This is a genomic window from Aeromonas sp. 602200 (assembly GCF_049173895.1).
Taxonomy (GTDB): domain Bacteria; phylum Pseudomonadota; class Gammaproteobacteria; order Enterobacterales; family Aeromonadaceae; genus Aeromonas; species Aeromonas veronii_A.
Window position 1 is genome coordinate 21,322 of record NZ_JAAKSL010000008.1, and the last position, 16,219, is coordinate 37,540.

Annotated in this window: 13 protein-coding genes and 2 tRNA genes; 7 read left to right on the forward strand and 8 right to left on the reverse strand. The window is 61.6% G+C overall.

Annotation, left to right across the window (positions count from 1 at the left end; all coding sequences use genetic code 11):
* Positions 1 to 57: 57 nt before the first annotated feature.
* Positions 58 to 132 (reverse strand) — tRNA-Gly (locus G5221_RS11220).
* A 38-nt stretch (positions 133 to 170) separates the two neighbouring features.
* Positions 171 to 255: transfer RNA gene (locus G5221_RS11225), tRNA-Tyr, on the reverse strand.
* A 263-nt stretch (positions 256 to 518) separates the two neighbouring features.
* Here G5221_RS11225 and coaA point away from each other — a divergent pair.
* Positions 519 to 1,457 (forward strand): type I pantothenate kinase, encoded by a 939-nt coding sequence (coaA, locus tag G5221_RS11230; RefSeq protein WP_005339877.1) that lies wholly within the window; start codon positions 519 to 521, stop codon positions 1,455 to 1,457.
* Between the two features lie 81 nt (positions 1,458 to 1,538).
* On the opposite strand, the gene birA is transcribed toward coaA, so the two are convergent.
* On the reverse strand, positions 1,539 to 2,504 hold the full coding sequence (gene birA, locus G5221_RS11235) for a bifunctional biotin--[acetyl-CoA-carboxylase] ligase/biotin operon repressor BirA (RefSeq protein ID WP_227341803.1): 966 nt from the start codon (positions 2,502 to 2,504) through the stop codon (positions 1,539 to 1,541).
* Positions 2,501 to 3,538: a UDP-N-acetylmuramate dehydrogenase gene (murB, locus tag G5221_RS11240; protein WP_421263252.1), complete on the reverse strand. Its 1,038-nt coding sequence runs from the start codon at positions 3,536 to 3,538 to the stop codon at positions 2,501 to 2,503. The genes birA and murB overlap by 4 nt, the downstream gene beginning before the upstream one ends.
* Positions 3,539 to 3,665: 127 nt before the next feature.
* Here murB and G5221_RS11245 point away from each other — a divergent pair, with 127 nt between their 5' ends.
* Positions 3,666 to 4,319 (forward strand): potassium channel family protein, encoded by a 654-nt coding sequence (locus G5221_RS11245; RefSeq protein WP_005339863.1) that lies wholly within the window; start codon positions 3,666 to 3,668, stop codon positions 4,317 to 4,319.
* Positions 4,316 to 5,671 (forward strand): TrkH family potassium uptake protein, encoded by a 1,356-nt coding sequence (locus G5221_RS11250; RefSeq protein ID WP_042082855.1) that lies wholly within the window; start codon positions 4,316 to 4,318, stop codon positions 5,669 to 5,671. The genes G5221_RS11245 and G5221_RS11250 overlap by 4 nt, the downstream gene beginning before the upstream one ends.
* Positions 5,672 to 5,711: 40 nt before the next feature.
* Here the strand turns inward: G5221_RS11250 and G5221_RS11255 are convergent, their stop codons facing one another.
* Positions 5,712 to 6,542, reverse strand: a complete 831-nt coding sequence (locus G5221_RS11255; protein ID WP_158110831.1) for an AraC family transcriptional regulator — start codon at positions 6,540 to 6,542, stop codon at positions 5,712 to 5,714.
* Between the two features lie 101 nt (positions 6,543 to 6,643).
* Here G5221_RS11255 and G5221_RS11260 point away from each other — a divergent pair, with 101 nt between their 5' ends.
* Complete coding sequence (locus G5221_RS11260; protein ID WP_127007072.1) at positions 6,644 to 7,177, forward strand: carboxymuconolactone decarboxylase family protein; 534 nt, start codon at positions 6,644 to 6,646, stop codon at positions 7,175 to 7,177.
* A 15-nt stretch (positions 7,178 to 7,192) separates the two neighbouring features.
* Positions 7,193 to 7,633, forward strand: coding sequence for a DUF417 family protein (locus tag G5221_RS11265; protein ID WP_123173957.1), 441 nt, complete (start codon positions 7,193 to 7,195; stop codon positions 7,631 to 7,633).
* Positions 7,634 to 7,673: 40 nt separating this feature from the next.
* Here the strand turns inward: G5221_RS11265 and G5221_RS11270 are convergent, their stop codons facing one another.
* From G5221_RS11270 to G5221_RS11280, 3 genes are all read right to left on the reverse strand, one after another.
* A complete protein-coding gene (locus G5221_RS11270; RefSeq protein WP_323893356.1) occupies positions 7,674 to 9,647 on the reverse strand; it encodes a DNA topoisomerase III in 1,974 nt (657 codons plus the stop codon).
* A 67-nt stretch (positions 9,648 to 9,714) separates the two neighbouring features.
* Positions 9,715 to 10,212, reverse strand: coding sequence for a response regulator (locus tag G5221_RS11275; protein WP_227341800.1), 498 nt, complete (start codon positions 10,210 to 10,212; stop codon positions 9,715 to 9,717).
* A 55-nt stretch (positions 10,213 to 10,267) separates the two neighbouring features.
* Positions 10,268 to 12,235: an ATP-binding protein gene (locus G5221_RS11280; protein WP_421263253.1), complete on the reverse strand. Its 1,968-nt coding sequence runs from the start codon at positions 12,233 to 12,235 to the stop codon at positions 10,268 to 10,270.
* A gap of 276 nt (positions 12,236 to 12,511) precedes the next feature.
* On the opposite strand from G5221_RS11280, the gene G5221_RS11285 reads away from it, so the two are divergent.
* On the forward strand, positions 12,512 to 13,642 hold the full coding sequence (locus G5221_RS11285; RefSeq protein ID WP_042012259.1) for a NapC/NirT family cytochrome c: 1,131 nt from the start codon (positions 12,512 to 12,514) through the stop codon (positions 13,640 to 13,642).
* 23 nt (positions 13,643 to 13,665) lie between these two features.
* Entirely contained in the window at positions 13,666 to 16,146 is a 2,481-nt protein-coding gene (gene torA, locus G5221_RS11290) for a trimethylamine-N-oxide reductase TorA (RefSeq protein ID WP_421263254.1), read from the forward strand.
* Positions 16,147 to 16,219 lie beyond the last annotated feature (73 nt).

Genomic DNA, 16,219 nt, shown 5'->3' on the forward strand with positions numbered 1-16,219 from the left:
CTTGCCGAACTCACCCTAGGGTGCGGCTCTGCTAACGCCTGAGCCATATCAGCATCTTGGAGCGGGCAGCGGGAATCGAACCCGCATCATCAGCTTGGAAGGCTGAGGTAATAGCCATTATACGATGCCCGCATTTCTCTAACCCAAAGAACTCAAACCGCAGAGAAATATGGTGGAGGGAGAAGGATTCGAACCTTCGAAGGCAGAGCCGTCAGATTTACAGTCTGATCCCTTTGGCCGCTCGGGAACCCCTCCAGACGCCAGATTGTCACAACGGTAATTCTGCTTGCACCCGTTGTGTTTATCGCTTTTGCACCGCAAATAGACGACAGACAGTCAAGCGTCGCGCATTTTATTGTAAGGTTTTGGGGGATGCAACCATTGAACCCGGCAAAATATGCTTTATTGCTGGGAAGTTTGCAAAAAAGCGGGGGCAAACAAGCCAATCCTGCTGCGTCCCTTGTCGCTCCCCCACCCTTGGTGTATGGTCGCCGTGCCCAAGAAACAGTGATGACACCATGACGACAGAGCATAACCCCTATCTGCAATTCACCCGCGAACAATGGGCGTTATTGCGCGATTCGGTCCCCCTGACCCTGACCGAACACGATCTGCAGACCCTGCGCGGGATCAACGAGAAGGTGTCATTGCGGGAAGTGGAAGAGATCTATCTGCCTCTCTCCCGCCTGCTCAATCTCTATGTCAAAGCCAAACAGCGTCGCAGCCGGGTGCTGGAGCAGTTTCTCGGCCAGTCCCGCGGCAAGGGCACCTATATCATCAGCATTGCCGGCAGCGTGGCGGGGGGCAAAAGCACCACGGCCCGTATTCTGCAGGCCCTGTTGGAGCGCTGGCCGGAACATCCACGGGTGGAGCTGGTCACCACCGACGGCTTCCTCTATCCCAACAAGGTACTGGAAGAGCGCGGCCTGATGCGCCGCAAGGGGTTCCCGGAATCCTACGACATCCGCCATCTGGTGGAGTTTGTCGCCAACATCCGCGCTGGTCACGAGAAGGTCGAAGCGCCGGTTTACTCCCACCTTATCTACGACATCATTCCCGATGAGAAGAAGGTGGTGGAGCAGCCGGACATCCTGATCCTGGAAGGGCTCAATGTGCTGCAAAGCGGCATGGATTACCCTCAGGAGCCCCATCGGGTCTTCGTGTCGGACTTCGTCGACTTCTCCATCTATGTGGATGCCGATGCCGAACTGCTGCGCACCTGGTATATCGAACGCTTCCTGAAATTCCGCAGCGGCGCCTTCTCGGATCCCGACTCCTACTTCCATAACTACGCCAAGCTGGCGGAGAGTGAGGCGACCCAGATCGCCAGCAACATCTGGCAAGATATCAACTATCTGAATTTGCAAGAAAATATCTTGCCAACGCGTGAGCGAGCCAACCTGATCATGACCAAGGGCCATGAGCACGCCATCGAGCAGATCAAACTGCGCAAATGATGACGGCGGTTGCCGGATAACGAAGAGGGGGCCCGCGGGCCCCCTCTTCTTGTTTGGCATCATGAGCGGCCTTGCTGACCCTCAGTCGCCCCGGCGCAGGGAGAGCTCGCCCCCCAGATAGTATTTGATCCCTTCACCTGTCTCCAGTCGCAGGGCGCCGCGATCGTCGATGCCACGAGCGATGCCGCGGATCTCCTGATCCCCCATCAGCAGGCGCACAGGGCGACCGGCAAAGTGATCGAGCCGGTTCCACTCATCGACAAAGCTTGCCAGCCCCTGCTGCTCAAAGGTGTGCAGCGCCCGCTGCAGATGGACGATCATCCGGGCCGCCAACTGATTGCGATCCACCAGTTCCGGATTGATGTGACGCAGCTCAGCCCAGGCCTGATCAATCTTCTCACCTTCGCGGGCAGGCATCGCCAGATTGAGACCAATGCCGATCACCAGATGACAACTGGCCCCGGCGCTACCGCTCATCTCCACCAGTATTCCCGCCAGCTTGCGGCCCTGATAGTAGAGGTCGTTCGGCCACTTGAGCTCGACGCCTTGATAGCCAAGGGACTCCAGCGCTTCAACCACTGCCACGCCGACCGCCAGACTCAGCCCCATGGCCGCCGCCATGCCTTGTTCGAGTCGCCAGTACATGCTGAGGATCAGCTGGCAACCAAACGGCGAAATCCAGGGTTTGCCACGACGACCGCGCCCGGCTGTCTGACACTCGGCCAGACAGCTCTCGCCAGAGCGCAGCTCATTGACCCGATCCAGCAGGTGTTGATTGGTCGAGCCAATGACCGGAAAACAGTGCACCGGTGCCATCGGGGCCAGTGCCTGCAAGGTAGCCTGATCATAGAGCGCCATCGGCACCGCCAACCGGTAGCCCTTGCCGGTCAGGCTAAAGAGATCCAACCCCAGCTCCTTGAGCGCCGCCATGTGTTTGCTCACCGCCGCCCGGCTGATGCCGAGCTGCTCACCCAGCTGTTCGCCGGAGTGAAACTGGCCGTCGCTAAGCAGGGTGATCAGGGTCTGTCTGATGGGAGTCAACGTCATGAGAGCACCTCGTCGAGCCAGGTTTCACCATGCGCCCCCATAAAGCGCACCTCGTGCTCCAACACCACGCCAAACGTCTGCTCCACGCTGTCGCGGACATGGGCCGCCAGCGCGATCAGCTCCATGGCACTGGCGCCCCCCAGATTGACCAGCACCAGCGCCTGCTCCTGATGAACGGCGGCACGGCCAATGGCGAAACCTTTCAGACCGCACTGATCGATGAGCCAGCCCGCCGCCAGCTTGGCCTGCCCTTCTCCAGCCGGATAGCAGGGCATCTGCGGGTAGCGCGACTTGAGCGACTCCGCCAGCGCGGCAGGTACCACCGGATTCTTGAAGAAGCTACCGGCATTGCCGAGCACCGCAGGATCCGGCAGTTTGGCCATGCGGGTGGCACAGACGGTATCGAAGATGACCTGCGCCGAAGGCGCGTCACCGAGCGCCGCCAGTGGGCCATAGCCGAGCACCGGTTGCCACGCCTTGGGCAGTTTGAGCCCGACGGCAGTGATCAGGTGGGAATCCTGATACTCGTGTTTGAAGATGCTGTCGCGATAACCGAAGCGGCACTCTGCCGCCGCGATCCGTTCAATCTCGCCACTCTGCCAGTTGAACGCCTCGACATAGGCGCAGAAGTCGGCCAGCTCAACGCCATACGCACCGATGTTCTGCACCGGCGCCGCACCGACCGTGCCGGGAATAAGCGCCAGATTCTCCAGCCCGAACCAGCCCTGTTGCAAGGTATGGCGCACCAGCTGATGCCAATCTTCACCGGCCGCCACATGGAGCAACCAGTGATCCCCGCCATCTTCAGCGGTAATTCCCTTGAGCCGGTTGAGCACCACCAGACCGAGAAAATCCGTGGTGAAGAGCATGTTGCTGCCGCCGCCCAGATTGAGGTGTGGCAACTGGTTGAGCTGTGGATCGGCACGCAGGGTCGCCAGATCGGCAACCTGCTCCACCTCGGCCAGCCAGAGGCAATACGCATCGAGGGCAAGGGTGTTGAGCTTCAACAAGGAGGCGTTGGCATTCAGTTTCATCGGTCTATCCCGGCTTGGTGCAAGGGCGCAGTCTACCTCAAGTTGCCCCATGACGAAAAACCCGAGCCCTTTTCGGGGGAATAGCAGTGGTTTAGAGTAGGCGACTTCAACTGCTGAGGAATAACTCATGAACAACCAGTTTGCCGTCATCGGCCTGGGCCTGTTTGGCAGCGCGCTGTGCGAAGAGCTGCAACGGCAAGATGCCGAAGTACTGGCCATCGATATCGACGAGAGCAAGACCCGGCAAATCGCCGCCCTCTGCAATCACGTTATCGTGGCGGATGCCACCGATGAGGCCACCGTGGCCGAGCTGGGACTGGCCAATTTCGATATCGTCTTCGTTGCCATCGGTGACAACCTGGAGACCAGCATCCTCACCACCCTCGTCTTGAAAGAGGCAGGCGTGAAGAAGGTGTGGGTCAAGGCGCGCGACAAGTTCCACGCCAAGATCCTGCAGAAAGTGGGCGCCGACAAGGTGATCAACCCGGAGTGGGACATGGGCCGCCGGGTCGCCCAGAGCATGCTGGACAACCGGCTGTTCGACTATCTGGAGCTGGGCCACGACATGGTGCTGACCGAGTTCGTGATTGGCCTGCAACAGAACGGCCGGGAACTGGGCGACTTCCACCTGCTGCAACAGAGCGATTTCCAGCTGCTCGCCATCAAGCGTGGTGATGTGCTGCACAACGTGCTGACCGGCAAGATGGAGCTGCAACTGGGCGACATCCTGATCCTGGCGGGCAACAAGCACGCTATCGACCACTGGCTCGAAACTCTATGATCAACTGGCGCAGCAGCTACGCCTTCGCCCTCCATCGGGAGCAGGACTCTCGCTGGAGCGAAGCCCGGCTGATCCTCGGCAGCTTTCTGATCATTCTGCTGATTGGCACCATCTTTCTGGTGCAACCCTCCAGCCACAATGGCGAGGTTACCTTCGTCAACGCCCTGTTTACCGCCACCTCGGCCATCAGCGTGACAGGTCTTGGCGTGGTGGATACCGGCACCGCCTTCACCCTGCAGGGGCAGATTTTCCTGTTGATGCTGATGGAGATCGGCGGTCTGGGCCAGATGACCATGACCCTGCTGCTGATCGCCATCTTCAGCAAGCGGGTCGGTCTGCGCCAACAGGTGCTGGCCAAGGAGGCGCTGGGACAGGAGGGCTCGGTCAACATCATCCAGCTGGTCAAACGGATCGTGCTGTTCGCCTTTATTGCCCAGCTGATCGGCACCGGCATCATGGCGATCCGCTGGGTGCCCGAGATGGGGTGGGTGCACGGCCTCTATGTCAGCTTCTTCCACGCGGTCTCGGCCTTCAACAACGCCGGGTTTTCGCTGTTTGCCAACAATCTCATGGACTATAGGGACGACCCCATCATCAGCCTGACCATCGCCGGCCTGCTGATCCTGGGGGGGATCGGCTTTACCGTCATCGTCGATCTGGTGCGCAACCGCCGCTGGCGCAAGCTCAAGCTGCACAGCAAGCTGATGCTGCTGATGACCCCGGCACTGCTGCTGGCCGGTACCCTGATGTTCTGGCTGCTGGAACACAACAACCCCGGCACCCTCGGCAAGGCCGGTGTCGGTGGCCAGCTGCTGGCTGCCTTCTTCCAGTCTGCCAGCGCCCGTACCGCCGGTTTCAATACCATAGATATCGGGCTGATGACCCCGGCGGCGTTGCTGTTCCTGATGATGTTGATGTTTATCGGTGCCGGTGCCACCTCGACCGGTGGTGGTATCAAAGTCACCACCTTCGCAGTCGTGCTGCTGGCGACCAAGGCATTTCTGACCAAACGGCCCCATGTCACCGCTTTTGGCCGCACCCTGTCGCCCCAGATCGTGACCCGATCGCTGGCCATCATCATCGTCAGCACCATGGTGCTGATGCTGGCGATGTTCCTGCTGATGGTGACCGAGGATCTGCCGTTCGACAAAATCATGTTCGAGACCATCTCGGCATTTGCCACCGTCGGCCTCTCCACCGGCATCACCGCCTCCCTGAGCGAGCCGGGCAAGCTGATCCTGGTGCTGGTGATGATTTGCGGCCGTCTCGGCCCCCTGACCCTGGCCTTTATGCTGGCCCGCCCGGTCGAGACTCGCATCCGTTATCCGGAAGAGAACGTCTATACCGGCTGACCGGTTATGAAAACGGGGCTGCCACTGGCTGCCCCGTTTTTTATTCGGCTTGTTGCTGCGCCTTGAGCCAGCGCCCCGGGCTCACCCCCAGCTCCCGCTCGAATGCCCGACCAAAGGCGACACTGCTGCTGTACCCCGCCCCCAGCGCCACCTGCACCATGGGCTCCCCCACCAGCAGTTGCTGGCAGGCTCGGGCCATGCGCCAGTGGGTCAGATAACCCACCGGCGCTTGACCGACCCGCTCCTGAAACCTCGCGGCAAAGCGGGCCCGCGACATGCCGGCCTCCCGCGCCAGCGTGGCCACCGTCCAGGGTTCATCCCCACGCTGATGCATCACCGAGATCGCCTTGGCCAACTGGGGATCGGAAATACCTGCCAGCATCCCCTGCTGACACACTCCTTGCTCGACCAGATGACGCAGCAGCAGGATCAACAGTACCTCCAGCAAGCGGGAGATCAGCGGATCCTGCCCGTAGCGTGGGTGAAACGCCTCGTCAAACAACTGGTTCAGCACCGGCGTCAGGGCAGGCAACTCCCTTAGCGGCAGCACCAGCGAGCCCGGTAATGCCAGTTGCAACGGCGATGATCCCCCCTTGCCGAATGCGACATTGGCACACACCAGATCGCAACCCCCCAACGTTCTGGGTTCAAGCTTGTGAGGACGTCCCCGAGGGAACAGGATCAGGGTCGGCTCCTCGAGCAGCAAGCTGGCGACCCCCTCTTCACGCAACATGACGGCACCGCTGCGCAGCAGATGAAGATGTCCGCCACTCGGATAATCATCACTGGAGGAGTTCTGGCACAGGTTGCCGGCGAAGAAGATCTTGGCTTCGGGGGCGGCATGAACCAACAGGGCAGAGAGCGGATCCATATTTGAGACGAATAGTATTTATTTGCAGACGATGAGTGATAAACCGTATCACGAATGACGGCACACTGTCTCCCGTACCTTCACTACCACAGGAGAAGATCATGAGCCGTATCCAACCCGTATCCCAACCGCAACCCGCAGCCGCCCAGACCCTGGCCACCCTGCAACGCAATCTGGGTATGGTGCCCAACCTCTACGCCACCCTGGCCCACTCGCCAGCCCTGCTCAATGGCTTCCTGGCCTTTGCCGAGGCGCTTGGCAAGGGGCGTCTGACTGCCCCACAACGGGAGTTGCTGGCACTGGCCATAGGTCAAGCCAACGCCTGCCAATACTGTTTGTCTGCCCACACACTACTGGCGAGCAAGGCCGGATTCTCGGCCCAAGAGATCCGGGCAGCCCGACTCGGCCAGGCCTCGGCTCCCCTTGATCACGCCCTGCTGCAACTGGCAACAGCGCTGGTCAACCAGCGCGGGGTGATCAGTGACGAGCAGCTTGCTAGCGCCCGTGCCGCAGGCGTAGATGACGAGCTGCTGCTGGAGGTGCTCGGCCAGGTGGTGGTCAATACCCTGACCAACTATGGCAACCACCTGGCGGCGACCGAGATCGACTTCCCGCCCGTCACTCTGACCCCTTAAACAAGGAGCCCCCCCATGCAACAACATGACAAAGGCTTTCTGGTCGCCCTGGCGGGCGTGGTATTGACCCTGCTCTGGATCGGCGTCTTCAAGTTTACCCCGACAGAGGCAGCCGCCATCAAACCACTGGTAGCCAGCCACCCCTTGATGAGCTGGCTCTATGGCCCCCTGTCGGAACAGAGCGTATCGAACCTGATCGGGGTGGTCGAGATAGTGATCGCCATCGGGCTGGTCGTGGGCCTGTGGCAACCTCGCATCGGTTACTGGTGCAGCATGGGGGCTATCGTCACCTTCCTGGTGACGCTGAGCTTCCTGCTGACCCTGACAGGTGTCTGGAAAGTGGTTGATGGCGTGCCAGTCACCGAGTTCTTCCTGTTCAAGGATCTGGTGTTTCTCGGTGTGGTTCTGCACTACCAGCACAGGATCCGTGCCAGCTTGTCCACTCAGGCAGCCTGACAACAATGCCTTTGGCGCCCAGGATGGGCGCCTTTTTTCGTTATGCAGCCCTGGTCTGGCGCTTGCTGGTCGTCTTGCGCGGTCGGGGTCCGCCAGTCGTGCTGGCCGCCGGACTCTTGCGCCTGGTAAAACGCCGCTTGCCGGCACCCGGCGCCTCCTTGGGCAGGGCGCTGAAGCTGGCGCCGGAGTCCTGCCGCGCCCCCTCGATCAGACCGTTGAGCTGCTCGGTGAGCGGCCCCATAAACTGCTGATAGCTGCCGTGGCGCTCGGCGATCTGGCCGAGGCTCTGCTCCCACAGCGCCGTCATATCCGGCGTGGTGGCCGTCGCAGGCAGCGCCTGTACCAGCGCCCGCCCGGTCGGGGTCGCCTTGATGCTCTTGCCCTGACGCACCAGAAAGCGACGCTTGAACAGCAGGTCGATGATACCCGCCCGGGTCGCTTCTGTGCCGAGGCCATCGGTGTCGCGCAGGGTCTTGCGGATCTCGGGATCCTGCACATAACGAGCGATGCCGGTCATAGCCGCCAGCAGGGTGGCATCGGTGAACGACTTGGGCGGCTGGGTCATCTTCTCCTGCAGTTCGCCCCGCTCGCACAGCAGTTGCTCTCCCTCTTTCAGGGCAGGCAGCGTGCCCGCCTTCTCTTCGTCGTCATCCTCCTCCACTCCGAGCAGCGCCTTCCAGCCCGCCTTGAGGATTCGCCGCGCCTTGGCCTGAAACAGGCCACCGGCGATGCGCAGCAGCACCTTGCTGTCGTTGTATTCGAACGGGGGATAGAACTGTAGCAGATACTGGCGGGCAATCAGGCCATAGAGCTTCGCCTCGTCGGCCCCCAGTGTGGCGGGGTTGCCCTGCTTCTCGGTGGGGATGATGGCGTGGTGGGCATCCACCTTGCTATCGTTCCACGCCTTACTGCGGATCTTGCCATCAGCCTCGCTCACCGCCTTGGCCAGTGCAGGCGCTGTAGCGGCGATGGCACCGCGCACCTGCTCGGCCCGCTTGAAGTGGTCGGTCGGCAGATAGCGGCTGTCGGAACGCGGATAGGTGATGAGCTTGTGACGCTCGTAGAGGCTCTGGCAGATATCGAGCACCCGCTTGGCATCCATACCGAACCGTTTGGCGGCATCGATCTGCAGGCTGGAGAGGTTGTAGGGCAGCGGCGCCGCCTGCTTGCGGGCCTGCTCCTCCACCGATTCGACCTGTGCCGGTTGGCCGTTAATCCGACTCACCACCTTGTCGGCCAGCGCCCGGTTGAGCACCCGCCCCTCCTCATCTTGCCACGGCAGGCAGGCTTCCGATGGCAGCCACTTGGCGGTGAAGCGCTCGTTGCTATCGGTCAGCAGATGGGCCAGCACCTCGTAGAAGGGTTTGGGGACGAAGGCCTCGATCTCGAGATCCCGCCGCACCACCAGCCCCAGCAGCGGGGTCTGCACCCGACCGACCGAGAGCAGCTCGCTACAACCGGCCTTGCGGCCGAGCAGGGTATAGGCGCGGGTCATGTTGATGCCGTAGAGCCAGTCGGCCCGACTGCGGGCCAGCGCCGAGACCGCCAGCGGTACGAATTCCTTGTTGTCCCTCAGCTTCTCGAGAGCGCGGCGCACCGCTGGCGGGTTGAGATCGCTGATGAGGCAACGCTGCACCGGCTTGGTTTTCGGGTAGCCGAGAAAGTCGATCACCTCGTCCACCAGCAACTGCCCTTCCCTGTCCGGGTCACCGGCATTAACCACGCAGTCCGCCTGCTTGATCAGCCGCTTGATGACGGTGAGCTGGGCTTTGGTCTTGGGCTTGGCCACCAGCTGCCACTGGGCGGGGATGATGGGGAGATGCTCCATCCGCCACTGCTTGAAGGCGGCGTCATAGGCATCGGGCTCGGCCTGCTCCAGCAGATGGCCGATACACCAGGTGACCACATCACCCTGGGCGGTTTCGATAAAACCGTCGCCCTTCTTGTGGGGCTTGGGCAGGGCATCGGCAATGGCACGGCCCAGCGTGGGCTTCTCGGCGATAAAGAGTCGCATCGGTGGCTACCTGCAATACTGTATATGCAGACAGTATACAACTGCCACCGCGAAAGCCCAACTGCCCCTACTCGTCGAACGGGTGATCGTGGATGGCGGCAAACAGCCGCGCCTGATTGAGCAGCGGCGCATAGTGGAAGGCATTTTCGCCATCTTCCGCCAGCAGGTAGTCGGTCAGCTGTTCGCGCACCGCCTCTTGCAGGGTCTCCAGCTTCCACGGTTTGGCAAGGTAGTAGTGCAAACCGCCGCGGTTGACCGCATCGACGGTGGCCTCCAGCCCCGCTTGTCCGGTCAGCAGCAATTTGCGGCTGGCCCGGGTGGAGGCTCGCCGGTTCAGCTCCACCAGAAAATCGACCCCCAGGGTTCCCGGCATGATGTGGTCACAGAGGATCAGCGCCAGCTTGTTGCCGTCGTGCTCCCACTCCTCCACCACCGCTCGCGCCTCATCGACGCTCTCGGCGGCTTCCAGTTCGAAGTGGGAACGGAACGGGGCGAGATCGTGGATCACCGCATCCAGCACCTCCCGCTCATCGTCCACACACAGGATCAGATAGTGTTTGTTCATTGCTCCTCCTTGGCGACATGGTTTGGCACGCCGCGCGATTGATGCTGGCGACGGCTCAGGCCGCATGCTCCTTGTTGTGATGAGGTTCGCCCCCGTAACCGGCCTGCCCCATGCCGTCCAGCGGTAGACAGACCCGCATCCGGGTGTAACGGCCCGGTTCGGAGGCCACCTCGATCCGGCCGTGGTGCTGCTGAACTATCTGCAACGAGACACTCAGACCAATCCCGAGGCCGAAATGGCCCTCCCGCTTGGTGGTGAAGTTGAGATCGAAGATCCGCTGCCACAGCTCGGGCTCGATGCCGCAACCGCTATCCTCTATCTCCACCATGACCCACTCGGGATCCAGCAACCCGGTGCGAATGGTGAGTCGCCCCGGGCCGCTCATGGCATCCAGACTGTTGGCGATCAGGTTGGTCCACACCTGCTGCAGGGCGATGGGGTGACAGCGCACCAGCGGCAGCGGCTGGTACTCCTTGCAGAGCTCATGATGCTTGAGGCGGTTTTCGAAAATCATCAGGGTATCTTCCAGCCCCTCGTGCAGGTCCACCAGCGAGGGCTCGTCCCTGTCCTGCCGGGCATACTGCTTGAGGCTCTTGACCAGATCGCCGATGCGACGGGCACACACCTCGATGTTGCGCAGGAAGCTGCCGGTCTGCTGGAACAGCTCCAGCCGGGAGAGCAGCGCCTCCCGCTCGTCGGCAGTGCGGCTGGCAAACCAGCGCTGCCAGTTCAGCTCGTCATCCAGATTCATCTGCACCGCCAGCCGCGCCTGCTGACGATCACCAAAGCGCCCCTCTGCCTGCCGGGTCTTGTCACGGATCTCGCTGGTCGAGACCGGCTGGGAGGAGAGCGCCTGACAGAGGGTCTGGTTGCCCAGCCCCTTGATGGGGACAGGCAGCTCGAGATTGACCAGATCGGGGATGGCGGCCCGCAGGGTCTCGCTGCCACGGATAATGGCCGCCACCGGGTTGTTCAGCTCGTGGGCGACACCGGCCACCAGTTGACCCAGCATCGCCATCTTTTCGCTCTCCACCAGCTGGGCGTGAGCGGCATCGAGGGAATTGAGGGTCTGTTGCAGCCGCATCTCGGTGCGGATGCTGTTTTGCAGGCGGCGATTGAAGTGGCGCAGCAGCAGGTTGGTAAAGGAGGGGAGCAGTTCGCTGCGCGCCTGCATCACCCGGGAGAATTGCAGCTTGTCGAGCTTGATCACCTCGGCACCGGTCAGGGTCACGCCGGTGGTGAAAGCGGGTTCGCCAGTCACAAATGACATGCCCCCCACCAGCGAACCGGTACGGTAGTGCACCACCTCCTGATCGATCCCCTGCTCGTCCCGCTTGCGCAGCACTACCTCCCCCTTGGCGATAAACCAGAGAAAGCTGTTGGGCTCCCCCTCGCGTGTCAGCACATGGCCCGGGCTGTAGTGGCGGCAGACCCGCTCCTCGTCATTGCCCTCGAAAAACTGGTAGAGGCCGTCGATCACCACCCGCGACAGTTCTTCATCGCTGCAGTGGGTGTAATTCATAAAGCCCTGCCGATAGGCGGCCAACTGGCGATCGACGTGGGCTCGCAGCAGTTTCTGGTTGTCGAGCACGGCGGCATAGCTCAGCAGGTCCGCATCGGGACGCTGCAATACAAAGTGGCTCGCCTGCTCGATCACCGCCCGGCGCAGGCTACCATCGCGCCAGGGGCGTTGCAGGTAGTAGTCGAGACGACCGAGGTTCACCGCCTCGATGATCGATTTCATCTCCGGCTGGCTGCCCAGCAGGATCTTGCGGCACGCCTCGTGACGACTGCCGAGGCGGATCAGAAAATCGGCCCCTCGCCCATCCCCCAGCTCGCTGTCACACACCACTACGGCGGGTGGCTGCCCCTTGCGATCCAGCTCGTCCAAGGCCAGCTCCGCCGACCCCTGACCGACCACCACCACCAGCGCGAAATGGCCGAGCAGCGGAGCCAACTCCTGTTCGAATTCGGCCAGCAGTTGCACGTTGGCGGCGACACACAGCAGCGAGAAAGGGCTCATCAGCGACACTCCGTTGAGGCTCACTGCTCACTATATCAGCGAATCTTGTGGGGTTTTGCGAGGGGGCTAACAGCTGTCGCGGAAAGTGCACAAATAGATAAAACAGAAAAAGAATGAATTTAATTCGATAATTAAATCAATAACAAAACAAAAGACAAGATGTGACAACAATCAAAAATATAAACCATGATGAAGGTCAACGCCTTATCCCTATCATTACTACTACTATTGGACTAGTACTATGTAGGTAATTATTGACCGTAGGAAAACGCCGCCATGATTGGAAAACTGATAAGAAAAACCTGGTTCTGGCTCCTGCTGCTCGGGGCCCTGCTGGGTGTCGCGGCACTGGGTGTCACCGTGACAGTGCTGCACAAGACCAGCTCCACCGAATTCTGCGTCTCCTGCCACTCCATGCAGACTCCGCTCGCCGAGTATCAGGGCAGTGTCCACTTCCAGAACACCAAGGGGATCCGCGCCGAGTGCGCCGACTGCCACATCCCGGGCGACCCCACCTCCTACCTGTGGACCAAGATCCGCGCCGTGAAGGATATCTATCACGAGGCGATCGGCACGCTGGATACCCCGGAAAAGTATGAAGCCCACAAGCTGCGGATGGCTCAGTCCGTCTGGGACGAGCTGAAAGCCAACGACTCCGCCACCTGCCGCAGCTGCCACAGCTACGAGGCGATGGACATTCTGGCCCAGCGCCCCAATGCCCGCGCCGAGCACCCGGTCGCCATCAAGGAGGGTCAGACCTGTATCGACTGCCACCGCGGTGTCGCCCACATCATGCCTGACATGAGCGGCCTGGCTGCCGCCGGTGCCAGCGAGCTGGCGCAGGCTGCGGCCCAGACCCCGGCCAACGTCACCACCCGTTACGCCATCGCTACCACCCCGCTGTTCCTCGATGCCGCCGCCAAGACCGACGAAGGCACCCTGATGCCCTCCACTAGGGTGGAAGTGCTGGCCAACGAAAACGGCCGCGCCAAGGTGCAGATCGAAGGCTGGCAACAGGATGGTGTGAGCGAAGTGTTCTACGCCGCACCGGGCAAACGGATCCTCAGCGTACTGGTCGGCGATGCCGCCAAGAAAGCACTGGTCACCGGCCAGAGCGAAACCGACAGCGCCACCAACCTCACCTGGCATCAGGTCAAGCTGACCGCCTGGGTCGACCAGAGCCAGCTCATCGGCGATCAGGGCAAGCTGTGGCAATACGCCTCCACCCTGATGTCCAACAACTGTACCGGCTGCCACGGCCTCACCGCGCTGGATCACTTCAATGCCAACCAGTGGATCGGCGTCATCAAGGGGATGGAATCTCGTACCTCCCTGACCCCGGAGCAGGCTCGCATGTTGACCCAGTATGTCCAGAAACACGCCAGTGACATGAGCGCGGCCCACTAAGGCTGGCACAGAGGAAAACCGTTATGACTTTTTTCAATGACAAGAAGACCAATCTGTCCCGCCGCAACCTGCTCAAGGGGCTCGGCGCCTGCGCAGCCCTGCCCCTGCTCGGCGGCATTTTTCCCAAGAGTGCGCTGGCGCAAGCCATCAGCACCGCATTGAGTCAGTTCTCGACCCTGGTGCCAGCCCAGAAGGGCATTCTGACCGGCGCCCACTGGGGTGCTTTCGAGGCGATCGTCGAAGATGGCCGCATGGTGCGCGTCCAGCCGGTGGCCGATGATCCGGCGCCGAACGATCTCATCGACATGGCGCCGTTCCAGGTGCACGCCAAGAACCGCATCAAATACCCCATGGTACGCAAGAGCTGGCTGGAGCATGGCCCGGGAGCCAAACCCGAGCTGCGCGGCGCCGACGAGTGGGTGCGAGTGAGCTGGGACAAGGCGATCGAACTGGTGGCCGGCGAGATCCAGCGCGTGCAGAGTGACTTCGGCCCGCAGGCGATCCACGCAGGATCCTACGGCTGGAAGAGTGTCGGCATGTTCCACAACAGCCGCACCCTGCTGCACCGCCTGATGAACCTCTCCGGTGGCTTCACCGGTTATGCCGGTGACTATTCCACCGGTGCGGCTCAGGTGATCATGTCCCATGTGATGGGCTCCATCGAGGTGTACGAGCAGCAGACCGCCTGGCCCAACGTGGTGGAGAACGCCGAACTGGTGGTGCTGTGGGGGGTCAACGCTCAAGTGACCCTGAAGAACAGCTGGAACATGCCGGATCACGAAGGTCAGGCCGGTTTCATGGCGCTGAAGGAGAAAGGCACCCGCGTCATCAGCATCGATCCCATCTACAACGAGACCGCCAAGCTGGTCGGTGCCGAGTGGATTGCGCCGAACGCCTACACCGACGTGGCCATGATGCTGGGTGTGGCTCACACCCTCTACAGCGAGAAGAAGCACGATCAGGCTTTCCTAGATCGCTACACCGTCGGCTTCGACAAGTTTCTGGACTATCTGCTCGGCAAGGATGACGGCCAACCGAAGAGCGCCGAATGGGCGAGCACTGTCTGCGGTGTCGATGCCAAGGTGATCCGCCAGCTGGCCCTCGACATGGCCGCCAAGCGCACCATGATCATGGCCGGTTGGGGCATGCAGCGTCAGCAGCACGGCGAACAGCCGAACTGGATGCTGGTCACTCTGGCCTCCATGCTGGGCCAGATCGGCCTGCCGGGCGGCGGCTACGGCTTCAGCTACCACTACTCCTCCGGTGGCAGCCCCACCGCCAAGGGCGGCATTCTGGCCGGTATCTCCGCCGGTAACGCACCGAAGAACAGCCCGGCCCCGATCCCGGTGGCCCGCATCGCTGACTGTCTCGCCAACCCGGGCAAGACCATCGACTTCAACGGCCGCAAGGTGACCTATCCGGACATCAAGCTGGTCTACGTGGCGGGCGGCAACCCCTTCCACCACCATCAGGACACCAACAACCTGCTGCAGGCGTGGCGCAAACCGCAAACCGTGATCGTCCACGAGCCCTACTGGACGGCGACTGCCAAGCACGCCGATATCGTGCTGCCGGTCACCACCAGCTACGAGCGCAACGATCTGGAGATGGGCGGCGACTACTCCCAGCGCTATGTGTTCCCGATGCATCAGTGCGTGCCGCCCCAGTTTGAAGCCCGCAACGACTTCGACATCTTCAGCGCCATCGCCGCCAAGCTGGGCGTGCAGGAGCAGTACACAGAAGGGAAGGACGAGATGCTGTGGCTCAAACAGATGTACGACGGCATGGCAGCGCAGGCCCGCGGCGCCCGCGTGGCGCTGCCGCCGTTCAATATGTTCTGGGAGTCCAACAACTACATCCGCTTCCCGATCCCCGAGGCCAACCGCCAGTGGATCCGTCACGCCGATTTTCGCGAGAATCCGCTGCTCAACCCGCTCGGCACTCCGTCCGGCAAGATCGAGATCTTCTCCAACACGGTGGCGGGGATGGGTTACGCCGACTGTGCCGGCCATCCCAAGTGGTATGAGCCCAAGGAGTGGGTGAAGAGCGAGGTGGCGGCGCGCTATCCGCTGTCGCTCAACACCTCCCACCCGACCCAGCGGCTGCACTCCCAGCTCGACAACACCCCGCTGCGGGACAAGTTCGCCATCGCTGACCGCGAGGCGATCATGATCCATCCGCTGGATGCCAAGGCTCGTGGCATCGCCCAAGGGGATCTGGTGCGCGCCTTCAACGAACGGGGCCAGATTTTGGTGGGCGCCCTGCTCTCCGAGGATGTGCGCCAAGGGGTGGTGCGGATCTGCGAAGGGGCCTGGTACGACCCGGCCAAGCCGGGCGAAGCGGGCAGCATCTGCAAAAACGGCAACGTCAACTGCCTCACCTTCGACGAAGGCTCGTCCAGTCTGGCGCAAGGCAACTGCGGCCACATGGCCCAACTGCAGATCGAGAAGTACACAGGCCCTGTGCTGGCCAACACCGCCCACGCGGTACCGGCCAACGGCTAAGGCGATTGCCACCCAATAAAAACGGCGCCATCAAGGCGCCGTTTCTTTATCCGTCTGCCAAAGCGCAGGCATG